Origin of the sequence: Clostridium sp. HGF2 (genome assembly GCF_964240115.1) — a bacterium.
GTDB lineage: Bacteria > Bacillota_I > Bacilli_A > Erysipelotrichales > Erysipelotrichaceae > Clostridium_AQ > Clostridium_AQ innocuum.
Window position 1 is genome coordinate 76615 of the sequence record NZ_CAXSSO010000004.1, and the last position, 16838, is coordinate 93452.

General features: G+C 46.8%; 20 protein-coding genes. 19 read left to right on the forward strand and 1 reads right to left on the reverse strand.

All coding sequences use genetic code 11. The features are described from left to right. Positions 1-380 precede the first annotated feature (380 nt). Positions 381-620: a hypothetical protein gene (locus ACESPQ_RS08570; protein WP_373144259.1), complete on the reverse strand. Its 240-nt coding sequence runs from the start codon at positions 618-620 to the stop codon at positions 381-383. Positions 621-847: 227 nt separating this feature from the next. On the opposite strand from ACESPQ_RS08570, the gene ACESPQ_RS08575 reads away from it, so the two are divergent. The 19 genes from ACESPQ_RS08575 to ACESPQ_RS08665 all read left to right on the forward strand — a co-directional run bounded on the left by ACESPQ_RS08575 (position 848) and on the right by ACESPQ_RS08665 (position 16585). After that, on the forward strand, positions 848-1180 hold the full coding sequence (locus ACESPQ_RS08575) for a hypothetical protein (RefSeq protein ID WP_002610766.1): 333 nt from the start codon (positions 848-850) through the stop codon (positions 1178-1180). 14 nt (positions 1181-1194) lie between these two features. Further along, positions 1195-3153 carry a hypothetical protein gene (locus ACESPQ_RS08580; protein ID WP_373144260.1) on the forward strand — a complete coding sequence of 653 codons (1959 nt, stop codon included), beginning with the start codon at positions 1195-1197 and terminating at the stop codon, positions 3151-3153. After that, on the forward strand, positions 3150-3470 hold the full coding sequence (locus ACESPQ_RS08585; protein ID WP_109771589.1) for a hypothetical protein: 321 nt from the start codon (positions 3150-3152) through the stop codon (positions 3468-3470). Before ACESPQ_RS08580 ends, ACESPQ_RS08585 begins: the two co-directional genes overlap by 4 nt. Beyond that, a complete protein-coding gene (locus ACESPQ_RS08590) occupies positions 3451-4182 on the forward strand; it encodes a hypothetical protein (protein WP_257337764.1) in 732 nt (243 codons plus the stop codon). Before ACESPQ_RS08585 ends, ACESPQ_RS08590 begins: the two co-directional genes overlap by 20 nt. Further along, positions 4169-5998 (forward strand): VirB4 family type IV secretion system protein, encoded by a 1830-nt coding sequence (locus ACESPQ_RS08595; RefSeq protein ID WP_109771591.1) that lies wholly within the window; start codon positions 4169-4171, stop codon positions 5996-5998. The genes ACESPQ_RS08590 and ACESPQ_RS08595 overlap by 14 nt, the downstream gene beginning before the upstream one ends. A 166-nt stretch (positions 5999-6164) precedes the next feature. Then, entirely contained in the window at positions 6165-7163 is a 999-nt protein-coding gene (locus ACESPQ_RS08600; RefSeq protein WP_257337767.1) for a hypothetical protein, read from the forward strand. 245 nt (positions 7164-7408) lie between these two features. Beyond that, complete coding sequence (locus tag ACESPQ_RS08605; protein WP_008729092.1) at positions 7409-7843, forward strand: hypothetical protein; 435 nt, start codon at positions 7409-7411, stop codon at positions 7841-7843. A 29-nt stretch (positions 7844-7872) separates the two neighbouring features. Next, positions 7873-8205, forward strand: coding sequence for a hypothetical protein (locus tag ACESPQ_RS08610; protein WP_008729091.1), 333 nt, complete (start codon positions 7873-7875; stop codon positions 8203-8205). Positions 8206-8284: 79 nt separating this feature from the next. Then, positions 8285-8668 carry a signal peptidase I gene (locus ACESPQ_RS08615; protein ID WP_233448451.1) on the forward strand — a complete coding sequence of 128 codons (384 nt, stop codon included), beginning with the start codon at positions 8285-8287 and terminating at the stop codon, positions 8666-8668. A gap of 7 nt (positions 8669-8675) precedes the next feature. Continuing rightward, positions 8676-9404 carry a SipW-dependent-type signal peptide-containing protein gene (locus ACESPQ_RS08620; RefSeq protein WP_373144262.1) on the forward strand — a complete coding sequence of 243 codons (729 nt, stop codon included), beginning with the start codon at positions 8676-8678 and terminating at the stop codon, positions 9402-9404. Next, a complete protein-coding gene (locus ACESPQ_RS08625; protein ID WP_373144263.1) occupies positions 9401-9901 on the forward strand; it encodes a hypothetical protein in 501 nt (166 codons plus the stop codon). The genes ACESPQ_RS08620 and ACESPQ_RS08625 overlap by 4 nt, the downstream gene beginning before the upstream one ends. Before the next feature lie 17 nt (positions 9902-9918). Then, positions 9919-10479 (forward strand): hypothetical protein, encoded by a 561-nt coding sequence (locus ACESPQ_RS08630; protein WP_002610755.1) that lies wholly within the window; start codon positions 9919-9921, stop codon positions 10477-10479. Continuing rightward, positions 10472-11062 (forward strand): hypothetical protein, encoded by a 591-nt coding sequence (locus ACESPQ_RS08635; RefSeq protein WP_257337773.1) that lies wholly within the window; start codon positions 10472-10474, stop codon positions 11060-11062. The genes ACESPQ_RS08630 and ACESPQ_RS08635 overlap by 8 nt, the downstream gene beginning before the upstream one ends. Then, positions 11046-13202 carry an isopeptide-forming domain-containing fimbrial protein gene (locus ACESPQ_RS08640; protein WP_257337775.1) on the forward strand — a complete coding sequence of 719 codons (2157 nt, stop codon included), beginning with the start codon at positions 11046-11048 and terminating at the stop codon, positions 13200-13202. Before ACESPQ_RS08635 ends, ACESPQ_RS08640 begins: the two co-directional genes overlap by 17 nt. A 286-nt stretch (positions 13203-13488) precedes the next feature. Continuing rightward, positions 13489-13866: a hypothetical protein gene (locus tag ACESPQ_RS08645; protein ID WP_002610751.1), complete on the forward strand. Its 378-nt coding sequence runs from the start codon at positions 13489-13491 to the stop codon at positions 13864-13866. Positions 13867-13892: 26 nt separating this feature from the next. Continuing rightward, positions 13893-14372 (forward strand): hypothetical protein, encoded by a 480-nt coding sequence (locus ACESPQ_RS08650; protein ID WP_008728860.1) that lies wholly within the window; start codon positions 13893-13895, stop codon positions 14370-14372. Positions 14373-14768: 396 nt separating this feature from the next. Then, positions 14769-15236, forward strand: a complete 468-nt coding sequence (locus ACESPQ_RS08655) for a hypothetical protein (RefSeq protein WP_002610747.1) — start codon at positions 14769-14771, stop codon at positions 15234-15236. A 476-nt stretch (positions 15237-15712) separates the two neighbouring features. Further along, positions 15713-15943 (forward strand): hypothetical protein, encoded by a 231-nt coding sequence (locus ACESPQ_RS08660; RefSeq protein ID WP_002610745.1) that lies wholly within the window; start codon positions 15713-15715, stop codon positions 15941-15943. 282 nt (positions 15944-16225) lie between these two features. Beyond that, positions 16226-16585 carry a hypothetical protein gene (locus tag ACESPQ_RS08665; protein ID WP_002610743.1) on the forward strand — a complete coding sequence of 120 codons (360 nt, stop codon included), beginning with the start codon at positions 16226-16228 and terminating at the stop codon, positions 16583-16585. Positions 16586-16838 lie beyond the last annotated feature (253 nt).

Below are 16838 nucleotides of genomic sequence, written 5' to 3' on the forward strand. Positions count from 1 at the left end.
TTTCCAAGCAAAAAAAAAGTGTGAGTCCAAAAGAATAAACAAATATTGCAGGAATCAAAGCATATTGACTATCTGTGATAGCATTATAAATGCCTAAATCATAAAACAAATATATTATGTATAGTAAAGCGATAAGAGACATTGTTAAAAATAACAAAAAGCATATACGATACAATGTAACGATTATCATTTCTCTTAATAAAGGAAATCTATACCCCATTCTTTTTTGATATTTAACATATAGTTTTTGGATTCTATAAAATAGTGTTGTAGCTCTTTTCTCTGCTTCAGAGGGGTTCTTAGAATCTTTCAAAGCTTGTAAGAGTTTAAGAGTTATATTATCAAAATAATTTACTAAATGGTAATTATTTTCTATTGTTTCATTTTAACTTTAAAAATATTTCTATACAATTCTTATTTTTCACCTTGGAAATTGGATTTTCAATATCTGCATAGTATATTTCACTATATATCATAAACATCTTCTTATCTATTTCTGAAACCATCGGTCTTCTGTCCAATAGATATTTAATGAAAGTATTTAAAATCTGACCTACTGAGAAAACAGAGAGGACAGCAATAATAAAACTTGAATCTATAAATTTAAAAAAATCTTCCATAAATAACTCCTCATTTCTTTATAAGAGAGATTTTATCACGGGAAAGGAGGCGATACATATAAAATAGAAGATTTTTTTATCCTACGAACTGTTACTCTCAAGTAACAGTCAAGATGTAGTATAAGCTTTTTGCACTGTATGAGTGTTTATACAGCGGCTCTATATCCGAAAGAAGACACATCATGTGTCTTTTTTAGTATTAAGAAAGAAAGGAAACGATATACCCTATGTTCAAGAAAAGATTAAAACCGACTCCTGCGACTGCAGGTATCCTCATCGCCTTCTATTCGACGATGACCCCTATATTGGCGAAGCCAAAACCGAATACTGCAGGAGTGAAAAATGAGGCAAAGCCTTGGTTGGATTCCTTTACGGATATCTGCCTATGGGCGATACCTCTCGTTGCTGTCATTGCAAGTGCTGCTCATGGTCTATCGTGGATGGTCAAGGACGAAGATGAGAAGAAACAAAAGCCTGTCTTAAAGATGCTCAAGATCATCTGGGGAATCGCAGTCGTCCTCGAGCTGATCCCGACGATCTATAAAATATACAATATGTAAAAAGGAGGTATCGTATGGATCTAGTAATCGATGGTGTCCGCTGGGTCTTGTGGATACTCGTCAAAGGAAGTATGTTCCTCATCGATAGTGTATATAACATCATACGACCGATCCTTTCCTTCGATATCGGCTCAAATTCAACGGTGTGGCAATGGTGGAACATCCTGATGATGTTCCTCCTGATGTTCACCCTGCTCAGAGCCTTCACGATGTTATTGAAAGCGACTATCGATGAAGAATATGTATGGAAGCTGAGCGGATTACGGATGATCTTCCGTATCATCGCAATCGTTTTCTTCGTTGCCATGACTCCACTGGTGATCAAAGAATTCACCGCTTTTACGAGCGTCGTTATGGATAGTGTTCCGGATTCCTTCGTAGTAGAGAACAATTTCGCGACTACGAAGCCAAAAACAGACAACAAGCTTCAACAGGAGATTGTTGACAAACTGTACAAGGAATATGAAGGGATGCCTTCCCAGATCTTTATCAGTTCCGCAAGCAATGGTCAATATCCTCCCTACCAGCTGATCGATATCAACGCCACGGAAGGCGGTATGGATCATTGGTTCGACGGCGTACCGATTGTAGGAGGCTTCTTCAATATCACCTCTGCATTGATTGGAGCTGATGGTGATTATATCTATTTTCCGGATACCACCATGCTGATCTTTCTGATCGTAGAAGGGGTATGTGGAGCTTATATGTTTCTGCTTATGGCGATACAGATATCACAGAGGATGATCTCCATCGCGGTCAAGATCCTGATATCTCCCTACCCGATTTCCGGTATCATAAATCCGGATGATCGCAGTTTTGGTTTATGGGTCAAACTGATCAGTGCTGATCTGATCTCGAATGTCCTGCAGTATATCATCCTGTTGCTCGTCATGGCTGTCACATCTTCTAAAACGGTACAAAACTTCGGCATCGTCGGCCAGGGGATCTTCTTCCTGGGGGGCATGCTGGCTGTCTTGGTCGGTCCCGGTCAAGTCGCTCAGCTCATCGGCGGGGATGGTATGGGACTCTTCATGACGATGCAGGGCTTCCAGGCGATGAGCGCATTGAAGGGCGTCACACAGGCGATCGGACAAAAAGGAATCGGGATGGCCACTGGAGCGGCAGCTCTGGGGACTTATGGAGCCGGCAGGATGCTGGGCCTGAACTCGCTCGGTAACTATCCGGATGGAGGTGGTATCGGCTCCAACAATCCTATGACAGGAGCATATGATCCGGGAAACGGTCCCGGAAATGGTTCAGGATCCGGAGGTGCAGGAAACATCCCGCCAAGAGCTTTTTCCGAACCACATACAGAGAAACAAGCGCAGGCAGCGAGGAAGTATGGAATCGACATCAGTGATATGAGTAAAGGAGACGCTTCCCTGGCTTTGGAAAAAGCAGGCATGGATAAGAGCTACTGGAGAGGTTCGAATCCGGCAGGTGGTGGCGCATCTGGCACGATCGATAAGAGCAATCCAACCTATGGCTTCGGAAATACGCCGACATCGGTCTCTACAGATGGAGGGTATGATAGTGCGATGGAAGATGGCACAGATATAGGCGCATCCAGTGAACGCATAGATAATGGTGAAGGGATTGATATCGGAACTCCTGCCGAAGGAAATGACGTCAGCTCAGGTGGTGCTTCACAGGATGAAGGAGGCATCCGTCTGAGTCGTGAGGGTACGACCGCAAGGCGTGTCGGTGATTCCTCCACCTTCCATGCGAGAACCATCTCCAAAGTAGGAAGATCGGCTTATCTGGCCGCAGGTAATCGACTGATGGGACAGAAGAGCATCGTCCGCGGAGGACGCTATGTAACGAAGAATACGCGCGCACAGAATCTTTCGAACATGCATGCCGGTTTCCAGGATCTGATCCATCCGAAACGCACCGATGAGCTGTCTTCCACGCATGCAGAAAAAAGAGATATGCAGGATATGAGAGAAATGGAGGACTTTGAACGACCATGAGATTCTACTCACCGAAGAATTTTAAGAAAGGAAGACATCTGGGAGGGATGTTCCGATGGATCGACATCGCGCTGTTCGCCATAGCGACCCTGCTCTTCATCCCGGCATTCCTTTTCAATATGACAGGAGATACGGTCAACGTCCCGCTCCTCATGTTGACCTTACTGCTCTATGGGATCGTAATCGTGCTCATCCAGCCATTCCCTCCCATCTATCACAACTTCCTGGTGTTCTTCTACCTACAGTATCTGTATATCAGACGACAGAAGGAATATATATGGGGAGGTATCGTAAAATATGAAGAAAAAGAAGAATAAAGAAAGAAGAGCAGAAAAGAAGGTCATGAAGCAGGCAGAGAAACAAAAGAAACATTGCAGCACGGCATTGGAATGGTCAGATATCGAGATGATCGACGGAGATGCGATCCATATAAGAGACGGCAGCACACGGGAGCGTATCATCGGTCTGAAGGTCACCCCCAGGAACATCTTCATCGATACGAGCTATGTACAGGCCCGTATCGTGAACAACCTGCGCATCATCTTCAATAAGATCCGTTTCCCCATCTATTGGGGCTACGTATTCGTACCGGTACAGATCGACGATCATATCTCGATGCTGTTGCGGGAAGAGACGCAGGAAGAGGATCCGCGCATCCGTGCGATGATCCAAAATGATTTTGAAAAGGTCACTTGGTTCCAGGACACGCATCGTGAGCTGGAATTCTTTCTGATGCTGCGCGATGAGGATGAAACGACTCTGATGAAGAACTATGACGAACTGGTCGCAGAGCTTCAGTATGCCGGTTTTCGGACGAAGGACCTGTGCATGCACGATCTCTACGACTATGTCGCTTATATGTATGAGAATCCGCTGATCAATGATTATTATTTCTCACGAGGTATCTTCAGCTGTCTGGCAGAGGAGAGTGAGGATATCTTCCCATCGGAAGACAACTATCATGAACCGGATTTCGATTATGATGATTATTACAGACTCCGGAAGGAGGGAGAACATGTGGAACAATGACCTGTTGAAGAAAAAAAGTACGTTCCAGCCGATTGGGCTGAAGATCCAAAGAGGCCACTATATCCTGGGAGACCGTTATATCAAATCTCTGCTCGTCACTGAGCTCCCCCGGCAATTCGATCTCGGCCTCTTGAGTTCCTACGTATCGAATCCGGAGATCAAGGTCTTCATGCGTACGGAGCCGTTGGATCTGGACTGTGCCGGTATGCTGAAGAAGGAATACAATGATAAGAGCAGAGAATATCAGAAGAGCGGGAACGACCCGACGAGGAGAGAGATCCTGGAGAATGAGCTGATCTCATTGAATACCTACATCAAGGAGATCATCGATAATCACGATGTGACCTGGAACATCACCATCGTCTTCAGCGTCTATGCTGACACAGAAAAGGAGGTGAACAAACGATGTCAGGATCTCAATCTCCGCTTACGGGCAGAGGGCTTCAAGCTGACCAGTGCTCCCGTCATGCAGGAGAATCTGATGCGGGTCGCTTCCCCATTGTTCGTCGACAGTCTCCTCCCTGCTGAAGTGGAAAAGAATATCGGTATCCCGCTCCCTTCACTAGGTCTGGCCGGTCTCTATCCGTTCGTATTCGAAACACTGAAGGATCGTGACGGCTTCCTGCTGGGACATGAGCTGATGAATAAAGGAGCGATCCTATTCGATCAATTCCAATGGCTCGATGACCCGATGAGTGCCCGGGCACTGAATCGCCTGAGTGGGAATCTCGTCATCGTCGGAGGTACCGGATTCGGTAAGTCTACACTGATGAAGCTGTTGATCCGTTTCTACATCCGTACACACAAAAAGATCATCTGGATAGACCCGGAGAACAAGAACAACTCCCTGACGAAGCGTTATGGAGGTACGTTCATCAACTGGGGGCGGCGAGGCCATATCATCAATGTCTTCGATCTGAAGCCGATCTCCGTGGAAGAGGATGAGGACGCCAGCGTCAAATGGGATACAGAGCTTGCCATATACAACTGTATCGATGATGTCAAGATCATCCTGCGCTATCTCGTACCCTCTATCAGTGATGACACCCTATCCATCGTAGGAGATCAGATGGTCATGCTGTATGCCGATCATGGATTGACGCCGGAAACGGATTTCCGTGGACTTCCGGCTTCTGCATATCCGACCTTCTCCGATCTCGACGTACATCTGCAGAAGAGCATAGAGGAGTGTCAGAAGCAGCCGCATGCCGATACGAAGGAGCTGGAGCTGCTGCGGGATCTGCGGCTGAAGATAAAGCCACTGCTCAAAGAATGGTCGATCTACTTCAATGGACATACATCGCTGGGTCAGGAGGACTTATCGAAGGAAATCATCGCGTTCGGTACGAAGATGCTGCTGGAGAAGCCGCTGACATTGATCAATGCGCTGAATCACATCATGTACCAATTTGCCTGGTCGTTGTGTCTGGATGAGTCCGTAGAGTCTGCTTTCGTTCTGGATGAGGCGCATACGCAGATACTGACGCCGATGAGTGCGGAAAGAGTAGCACAGTACACGCGAAGATCCAGAAAGTATCACAATGTCTGTACGATCGCGACGCAGGAGCCGAAGGACTTTGCGGGAAAAGACATCCTCGTACATGGAAAAGCGATCTTCAACAACAGCGTCTATAAGATGATCATGCATCTGGAGCGCGACGGGACCAACGATCTGAGCAAGTTCATCACCGTCAATGAGAATGAGAAAGGACTGATCGAGCAGCTGCGTATGGGTGATGCATTGTTCGTCTGTGGAGACCGTCATATCCCATTGCATGTCCTTGCGACAGAGAACGAGTTGAAGGAGATGGCATGACCAAGGAATTGAAGACCAGGCACATGGATCTATTCCCTATCATTCAAACATCAATTTTCATGACAGGTAGTCCACGAGCGTGATAGATCCATCAGGAAAAGACAGTACCTGGCAACTTGCCAGGTAGCTTTTCACAAAAGATAGGACAATGATGGGAGGTAAGGTCATGGACTTATTCAAACATATCTTCCATGTGATCCGCATAGTTACTGTGAAAGAATATCCTCTTTCAGAAATAAAGCAACAGATCAGAAATAAGGTCATAGGACCAGGTGATCGGATCAGAGTCAAAGGATATCTGAGCTGTTTTGCGCCCATATGTGAACCTGATACATTCGTTCCTAAAATGATCACATATGATCGTAAACATGATGAAGTACATGTGGTATCCTGTTCGCCGGTCGTAAGGAACCTTCAATCGGAAGAATATGCAGTTGCATTTCTCTATCCGCAACAGGAAGGGCGTTTTGAATATGAGCTAGAAAACAGTGCGGAGAGATTTCAGATCACAGATAAGAACAGGTTCATCCCAGTAGTAATGAGAAAACAGGAATATAGAAAATATTCAGAAAAACAGGTCGAGATGATCTGTTCCATCGAAGATATATGTGTATGTGATCCAAAAGATGAATTCATATTCAAAACACGTGAGTTCAGAAAAGTGAATGATTGGTTCACAGACCTCTATATTCCCCAATATTCAGCATATTGTCTAAAGGCGCAATCCATACTTCCGGATAACAACGGAGATAGAAAAGATCCTGTCATCGTACCGTATGCCATCGAATATCAGGTATCTTGTAAGGATGAAGAAATAGATCTATTCGAAGAGCTCCACACAGCGCTTGTAAAAGCCTTCGTAAACGAAAATAGCCGATACAAGATATGGCACATGGGAGAAGAAAGTCATGACTTCATACTGGCAGAAGATCCGGGTCTAAAAATCGTTTATAAGTTCGACGGGAAAGTCGGCTTTTATCAAAATATAGATATAACAGACACTTTGATCTATGAGCAGCAAATGATGCTATTGGAAGAACGATTATTACAGTTCAAAGACCATTTACATGCTTCGATACATTTGGATCTAGTGTATCTATCCGATATCGGCATGTCAAGGGTCCTAGATATCGGTCGTTATAAGCCAAAGGCAAATTTAGCCTGAAGTCGATAAGGCCAATCTATTTCATAGTCATTCTATTGAAAGGATGCAGATGGCAGGTGATCTACGAACGAGGTATCCCTATCTTAGAAAGCATTACCTGGCAAGTTGCCAGGTAACTTATAAAATTGGAATGAAGAAAGGCTATACCTTGATCGATGATATATGACATTTTCAAAATATGCGGGAGATTTCCCGTTTTTTTGCTCGTCGATCGAAGGCTTTCGATATGGAAAGGAGAATCTGATATGGAAAAGCATACAGAACATAAGCTGCTTCATAAAGCAATCGAAAGAATAAGCTATCGATATCGTCATGAAAAGGCGTTATCGAGCTTCAAAGAAAAGAAACTGCGATACCTCTCCATGAATGAGGATGAATTCCTACTGAGCTATATAGAGATCAGTGCGAGATGTATATGTAAGAAATGGATACTCTTCTTTTCTTCGATGATCTGGCTGATGATGACGATATCTTTGTCTTTCTATGTGAAGAAGCTGCTTGCTGTCCTTCCCACGATAGCTGATCAGGAATATCGAAGCACGATCCTGCTCATATCTGTCAGTGTACCTGCGATGATCCTCCTGCCGTGGCTCATCTGCCTGATACATGCGTTCATCAAGCAATATCGACGGACGAAAGAAAAAATGATCATGGATGAGGTAAGAAGATATCTGCAATAGCTCATGCGAAAAGAAAGGAAGAAACATACATGGCAAGATGGCTGAAAGGTATCGCTCATTTATCTGCATTCGATGCGATCGAACAGATCAAACATGCCGCAGATGAAGAAGAAAAAAAGTGTTTGATCCAGATGGAAAGGGAAAGAAGAAAGAAAAATCGGTATAGGACAAATGTGATAATAGTTGCTGGCTTGATCATAAACCTAGTTACTATTCCAATGCTGTTTCTTAGGATCAAACAACGAATCTTTGATATCTTAATACTGGACTATGCAGTAAGCGTCACCGTATCCGGCTGTACGATATGCATGACAGCGCTGACAGTATTTTATTTAAAGGGTCTTATAAAATCAAATCGTTGACCTTTTTATCCCCCCCCAAAAAAAGGAGCTGATACGAACGAAACGAATAGGTAGCATAGCGTTGACCATTCTATTGGTTTTGGTATCCTTATGTTTATGCGGTCATTTCCGGATCTATTGTATCCTGAGTGGTTCGATGGAGCCCACGATATCCACCGGCAGTCTCATACTGGTCGATACCGATGTTGTACTGTATACGGAGGATATCGTTACCTTTCAAAAGCAGGATTCCATCATCACACATAGGATCGTGAGACAGATTGATGATCAGAGATTCATCACAAAGGGAGACGCCAATGACAGCGATGATCCTACACCGCTCTATAAGACGCAGATCATCGGTAAGGTCATCCTGGTCATCCCTTACATCGGCTATATCGTCCTATTCATCAGACGATATCTCTGGCTGCTGTGCGCGGCCTTTTTGGCATGGCAGATCATACGAAAAAGGAAAAGGAGATAAGAAATTTATGGAAATCAGAAACAAGAAAAAAGTAGGCATCCTCTCAATAGCTGCATTGGCAGGGATCACAATCATTGGATCCTCTGTCGCATATTTCACTTCGACGGATACGAAGGACAATCTCTTTACCGTAGGCTCTGTGAGGACCATCCTGCATGAGGACAGATGGGACGATCTCGCAGATACCGACCATAACGGTATCCCCGATATGGCAGAAGATATCATACCGAATAAAACGATCCCAAAAGATCCGACGATCGAGAATACCGGCAAGAACCCTGCCTGGGTCTATCTGGAGGTCAGAGTACCGATCGTAAATATCATCACCGCGCAAGAGGATGGCTCACGGAATCCGAAAGCTGATACAGAGCTCTTCCTCTTCGCGCCGGATCTGGATCACTGGCGACAGCTGAGTAAAATCGTCGAAGAGGATACCGATGGCAAGAAAACAGCGGTCTATGTCTTTGGTTATGAGGCTGTATTGGATCCGGGACAGACGACGACAGAGCTATTCTCATCTGTAACCTTCTGTAATGCCATCGAAGAGCAGGGACTGGAGGACAGCGAACAGACGATCACGGTCAAGAGCATAGCTATCCAGCAGGAGGAGACCGGAACGATGGAGGAAGCTTATGGAAGCTTCATCAATCAGGAACATGTCCGAAAGGATACCACAGCACCACAGATGCCGGAAAACAGAGAAGCTGCTGTCGATGATGGAGGCCACGATGAATGAAGCACAGGAAGAAATGGTTCCTCGTCTTCCTGTTGGCAGGGATCATCCTTATAATGGTCCCCTTCAGTATCGCCTATCTGACGCATGTGGAAACGAGAGAGAACCGGATAACGATTGGACAGAACGATGTCATGATAGAAGAGGATTTCACACCTCCCAAGCAGTGGCAGCCGGATACGACGTACGAAAAGGACGTGAAGGTCCGCAATACCGGCAGTGTCCCCTGTTATATCCGCGTCTACGCAGCGCTTTCCGATACGGCCGTCCCTGCGCATATGGACTTCGATACGAAGGACTGGACGCAGGCCAATGACGGCTACTGGTATCATAACAGCATCGTGGAGCCGGGAGCTGTCACCTCCAGTCTGTTCACGAAGGTGACGATCGAGGACATCGAAATAGAGCAGCGGAAGATATTCGACATCATCATCTATGCGGAATCTGTACAGGCGGAGGGCTATCGCGATATACGGGATGCCTTCGCCGGTATACGATGAAGGAGGTATGGAATAGCATGAAGAAAAGAAGATCACTCATCTTATCTCTTGTCGTATCCCTGCTCATCTGCGGACTGATCATGGGGGATTCCCTCTCTTCCCTAGTACGTTCCTTCCAGCAGCGTTTCATCGCACAGACGGATACCGTGGAGGTGACATTGATCGATGACCTACAGCGTAGTGAACCGATCGTACCGGGAAGCAGGATCCCCCTGGATATGGATGTGCAGAACCTGGGAGCTGCCTGTCAGGTACGTTTCAAGGTCTGCGTCTATACCGGTGGAGAACTGCTCCGTGAGCTTACAGAGGCGGAGCTGGAGCTGGCGGATGGCTGGGAACGGAAGAAAGACGGATATCTCTACCATACAGGCATTCTGGAAGAGGATGGCATACTGGAGCTGTATGACGCTGTCATCGCGAGCAGTGACATCATCACGAAAGAAGATCAGACGCTGGTACTGGAGACGACGATCCAGGCCGTACAGAGTGAGCATCTTGAGGTCTCTTCGGATGGCTGGGGAGATACCGAGATCCGACAAACGCTCCGTTCAAGGAATGAGGTGAGATCCGATGCGTAGAAAACTGCTGTTACTGACGATACTGCTGTTGCCCTTCCTCCCTGTAAGGATACAGGCAGAAGGATCAGACAGGGACGACATCCACATCCGGATCACGGAAGCAGGGATACAGAAGACATCGGCAGATGATATCGTGCTGTCACGGATGCTTCCGGGAGATGAACAGACCTATACCCTAAGGGTGGATAACCGAAGCAAGGAGGAACAGGAGCTCTATCTCAAGCTTTGCGCAGGAGAAGGACAGCTTACCGAGATACTGGAGCTGCAAGTGATGCAGGATGGCCACCGCCTCTATGAAGGAACTATGCAGGACACGCAAAGCGGTATAGAGATGGGGCGCTATGCACCACAGGAGATGACGACGATCCGGATCACACTGCGTCTTCCGAAAGAGACAGACAATGCATATTCGATCAGGGAAGCTGCTGTCGATGTCGAGCTCACTGCACTGACGATACAGGAAAGCGTAGCTACAGGAGATCAGACACAGCGGACACTGCTCATATCCAGCACGCTGGCATCCATCTCCTTCCTGATCATCATCGTAAGAAGGAGGCGAAAAGATCATGAAGAAGCACGGTAGACTACTCATATCGATCCTGTTGCTGTTCCTGCTGATCATCCTTCCCCAGGATGGCCATATCACAGCAGCGACCATCCATGAGGTATCCGGAAGCAGCACCATCATCGATTCCTATTACAGCTTCGCACCGAAGTTCACGCCTGGGGTATCCTGGGCGGAATTCTATGGCTGCAGGAGCTATGACGACGGCGCACTGTTCCGCAATGAGGGAGCATCCAGTGGACGACTGCCAACGAACAGTCACCTCGCCCTGTTATCGAGCAATGCGCTCGTGAGAAGTGGCACGATCGGCGTGCGATACAATAACATCGGTCACTATAACGGATCGGCAGTAGATCTAAAGATCATGCTGGTGGACGGAGAGATCCGCACGGCGACTACGACGACGCATCCGGATATTAACATGCCGAGCGTCGCCTTCATGGATAACAGTATCGACATCTACCAGCAATCCTATCAGAGCAGGAATTTCGTTTGGCAGTTCACCTTCTATAGGAGAGGAACGAACACACCGATATCAGTACCCTTCCATGCGAATTTCAAAGATATCGATAACACGGAGATCTTAGGTCATGGCTATAGCGGGATCGATGGCGTCTATGTGATGAGCAGAGGCAGTGGCGGTAATCTGAGCTATAACAGTTCTCAGGTGTATGCACCGTCTGAATTGAGTGGAGATGATGACCGACAGAACTGGGCTACATTGATAGGAGTGGCCTCGAGCTTCCGGCTGGGGTATACGAGAAGACTGGATATCGATGTCGAGACATGGGACAAAGGAAGTGATTATCGAACGTTCTATCACTGGAAATGGTCCAACGATTCCCTCGTGAAGTTCGATACACCGGTCCCGACGAAACGCATCAATGGCAGCACTTCGGTATCTATTTACAATGATACTGCTTTTAACTATACGGTAGACTTTGCAGTACCGCCGGAGGATGCGACAACGTATTACACGAGCTTCAAGCTCAATGATACCCTGGCAAGCTGTCTGCAGCTGGCCAATGGAACAAGCAGCATCACCATCCGAGATTCAGCCGGTAACGATGTGACATCGAAATTCGATCGTACCATCAGCGCTCAGTCCATACAGCTGAGCCTTCGTAATGTCGGTGACGCTTCGTTCTATGGAAAAAGCTATACTGTCACGCTGAAGTGTAAAAAGAAAAGCGGTCATGACCTATCCGCCTGGTTCAGCACATCCGGTTCCGGATCTGTCCGCAATACAGCGTCGATAACGACAGATCGAGGGACGAAGACATCGAATGCAGTAACTGTGGGCTTCTATTTCAAGATAACGACATCTGTGATGAACGGGACGATCACGGCGAGCACAGCCTCCCAGCTGCCGAATACGAGCAGGACGATCAGCTACAGTCCCGTGGATAGCAACCATGTATTGGAGAGCGTCACCGTCGATGGGAAGGCAGTCGATATCAAGAAATATCCGAAGAGCTATACCTTCAGCGGGATAAAGGAGGACCATACGGTAAGTGTGAAATATAAACGTGTCTACAAGATCGAGATCGGTGCGAGCGGTGGGACGATCACACCCAAGGTGACCGGCATCGACAAGGGAGAAGATAGAACGATCACGTATACAGCGGATAAGGGGTACTATCTGCGCAGACTGCGTGTAGACGGAAAGGAAGTAGACGTGAAGCGATACCCTACCTCGTATACCTTCCATGATATCTCTTCAGACCATGTCATAAAGGCAGAATTCCTGCCGATACCGGAACTGCGGATCACGAAGCGGATCTATGGGGAAGAAATGTATCCGGCGTCGGGAGATCCGACCTTCCTCTTCCATATCGAAGGCACAGACTTCACCGGAGAGAGACAGGAATATACGGAGGTCATCCGATTCACAGCGTCTGACAAGAAAGCGTCCGGAGGCATAGAGAAAACGATCGTCCGGAAGGATATCCCTGCCGGTGAATATGAGATCAGCGAGATCCCGGTATCGAGATATCGTCTGGATAGTATCACGGATGTCATATCCGGCAAAGTAAGTGGCAGTAAGGTGACGCTGGATACCGATGGACAGGATGCGAAGGCGACCTTCGTGAATCGCAGGAAGAGCTATCAGGATTACAGCGATAACGATCTGGTGGTCAATACGTTCCATAGATGAGGAAGCTTACCTGGCAAGCTGCCAGGCAGCTACGCCTACCGTCGATACATTGGAAGAGAGCGAAGATGTATAGATATCATCACGTGAGATATCGCAAATTCCTCGATGAGATAGGGATGGATATACCGGAATAGTGAGACAGCCCCTCACTGTTCCATCCCCTTCATATATTCAAGACGATGCCCGTACCATATCTATTGAATGCGACGGGACTTTTGGTGTAAGATATATGTAGCGGATATGAAAAAGCCCAAGCTATCCTTGTGATGTAAAAGAGGTGGTATGAGTGAAAACGGAAGGATTATCGAAGGCATTGGAGAAGGCCAGGGATAATTGCACACAGCTCGCTGATATGGGAGTAGAAAAAGAAATGCTGGAACCGTTTTGGCAGTTGATGAAAGAGTGTGAAGCGATCATCCGACATGAGGCCGATCATAAGAAAAAAATGATGAAGGGGATAAAAGAGGCACAAAAGAACGGCGTCCGCATAGGGCGTCCTGGGATCCCCTGCAGTGATAAGTTCCTGAAGCTGGCTGTCCTGCAATCCCAACATGCGATCACGGCAGTGGATGCGGCAGCGCAGCTCAACATAGGGAGATCGACCTTCTATAAACTGAAGAAGCTCTATCATAAAGAGATCAAGCGGAAGAAACAGGAAGGATGAGCGGTGACCCCGCGAAAGGAGAAAGAATGGAAGCTGATATTGTATTGAAAGAAGATGAGATCGAGAAGTCATTCGAAGCCGCAAGCAGTGATTTTCTATCGTATCTGGACAAGAGCATCGAGCGGCTGGAGGATGAGCAGGAGCTCACAGGGCAGTATAAAGAGGACATGATCGCAGGAAGAGAGGGCATGGTCATCCTGTTACCGATATTCCTCGATATGTTCCGGGCAGCACTGCATGAGCACGTAAAGACGAGAACGCCATTATTAGCTGTCGAACTCTATGAAGAAATGGACGGCGTGGATACGACCTGGGGGATCGGCCTCATGATAGCCGAAGAGCTGTGCAGGAGAGCCGGCGTCGAACATAAGAAGGTCTCACAGGACATGGAAGCGACAATCTTAGAATTTGAAAAGGTACTTACAGAATATTACAGTATGATGGGAAACGATCCCCAGGCGGACGCTGTGGCTTCTGACATCCCCGATGGTAGATATCAGGCTTGATGGGGATATCACTTCAACTGTATACATAAGAACGGACGCGATGTAACGAAGAGGTATGGCCGGATACACACGAGGTACGACATACGAAGACAGGCTGCTGGAATGGCAGCTTTTTCTCTTTCCTCTCCGGCTGCGCCCCTACATGGCAAGTTGCCATGTGAGCGATCTTCTATAAAAAGTGCAGCGGCACATGTGACGGCTTTCTACATGGCAAGTTGCCAGGCAGCTATGGAATACCGCTTCCGGCTCCTCCGTCAAGGACCGGGTCGTATCTTCCTGACGGAAGATCTCCACCCTGCCTGCAGCTCCTTGACTGCTCCACCTATAGCGGTGTGAAGAAAGTGTAAGGTAGCTACACTTACAGTCGATAGCGGCAGAACCGCACAGGAGGAACCTATGAAGCAGGAAATTATCTTAACAGAGGAAGGCATCAAAGAAGTATGCAAGGAAGCACGAACTCGGTTTTTAGGAAATATCGAGCATATCGTCGATCTCATGCCGGAAGAGGATGCGCATCAAAAGCGATTGAAAGAGACGGTCTGTCTTGCCGTAACAGGGATAAAGGAGCTGATGCCACGATATGAGGATGCATTCAAAAGCGCATTGATAGACTATGAAAATAAGATATATCCACTCATCTCGATCGCATTGGAAGAACGAGGAGAGGTCTGGCACCCATCCCTTGGGATATCAAAAGAATTTCTCGATAAGATGGGGACAGACATGACGGGATTTCTAGAATACATGAACGATGTATTAGTAGCGTTCGGCAATGCATTATATGGTATCCACAAAAGATTAGGCGATGCTTCAAAGCTGCAAGCACCCTTCGTAGACGCAGATAAGAAAAGATTCCAGGCATGATTCGATGAAACAGTGAGGAGAGACCCTCACTGTTTTGCACTTCGTACGCCGAAAGCTACAGGAGATATCCCCCTACCTGGCAGATTGCCAGGTAGCTATGGAATACCGTTTCCGGCTCCACGATCAAGGACCGGGTCGTATTTTCCTAGCGGAAAATCTCCACCCTGCCTCCAGCTCCTTGACCGCTCTGCCTTCCACGGTATGAAGGAAGTGTAAGGTCAGTCGCCTTACATGTGATGAGCGGTGACCCCGCAAAGGAGAAAACAATGGAAACTAGTATCATTTTAACGAAAGAGACATCAAAAAGGCATTTGTCAGAGCACACGATGAATTTCTATCCTATCTAGACGAACGTATCAAGCTTTTGCATGAGGACAAGACATCCGCCCCCTCTTATGAGGAAGCTCTGCTTTTAGGACATCCTGTTGCCACTCTTTATCGAGGTATTCGATAAAACGCTGTGTGAGATCGGAAGGATGACCGCACCACTATTGGCCGTCGCACTCGATGCAGAAACGAGTGGTTCAAGGAAGGTCTGGCAAGGGAATATCCTGATAACCGAAGAATTCTGTAAAGAAATAGGTATCGACTATGAAAAGGTCGTACAAGATTTGAAGCCGACCGTCGCACAATTCGGAAAGCTGCTTGCTGAGTATCATCGAATGATGGGAGACAGTTCAAAAATGAGTTTTTTTCTTGATAATTAGGGAGGCTGTCAGCCTCCTCAGTCATTCCATCAGGATATGTCCTCTTTCAGATGATGAAGAGGACATGTCTCGATAGAATATGGCGCCCCCTACCTGGCAAGTTGCCAGGTAGCTATGGAATACCTCCTACGGTTCCATCCGTCAAGGACCGGGTCGTATTTTCCTAACGGAAAATCTCCACCCTGCCTACAGCTCCTTGACTGCTCCACCTACGGCGGTATGAAGAAAGTGTAAGGTAACTGACTTACATAGTAAGAGCGGTAGCCCCGCAAGGAGAATGGTATGCAGAGAAATAAAAATGATGTAACAAGTAGATATGGTATCCAAATCGGAGATATATTCATTGCGAAATCCAACGATGACATTATCTGCTTACAAGTAATGTCCGTATGCGATAGTTTGCATATCGTCGTGCAAGAAGTCTATCCGGAAATCATCGATATCGTACAACGCGACGAGATTACCAGATCATTCAAACTCGATAATAGTAGAAAACGGCTGTTGCCTTTAAAAAAATCTCGCTACATAAAGAACAACAGCCAAGGGATGAAAAAACTGACGGTATTGAAGGGCATCTACATCCCGGCTATCAAATATGATGGATACAATTACGCATATCTATATGAAGATACCTTCATCTGAATAAAAGAACAAGCTGCATGATACTCAGGGCAGCTTTTTTGTAGCATTGTCACTTTCCTTTTTGACTGCGCCTCTACATGGCAAGTTGCCATGTAGCTATGGAATACCGCTTACGGCTCCATCAGTCAATGACCGGGTCGTATTTTCCTACGGAAAATCTCCACCCTGCCTATGGCTCCTTGACTGCTCCACCTCCAGCGGTGTGAAGAAAGTGTAAGGTAGCTACACTTACAGTCGATAGCGGCAGAACCGC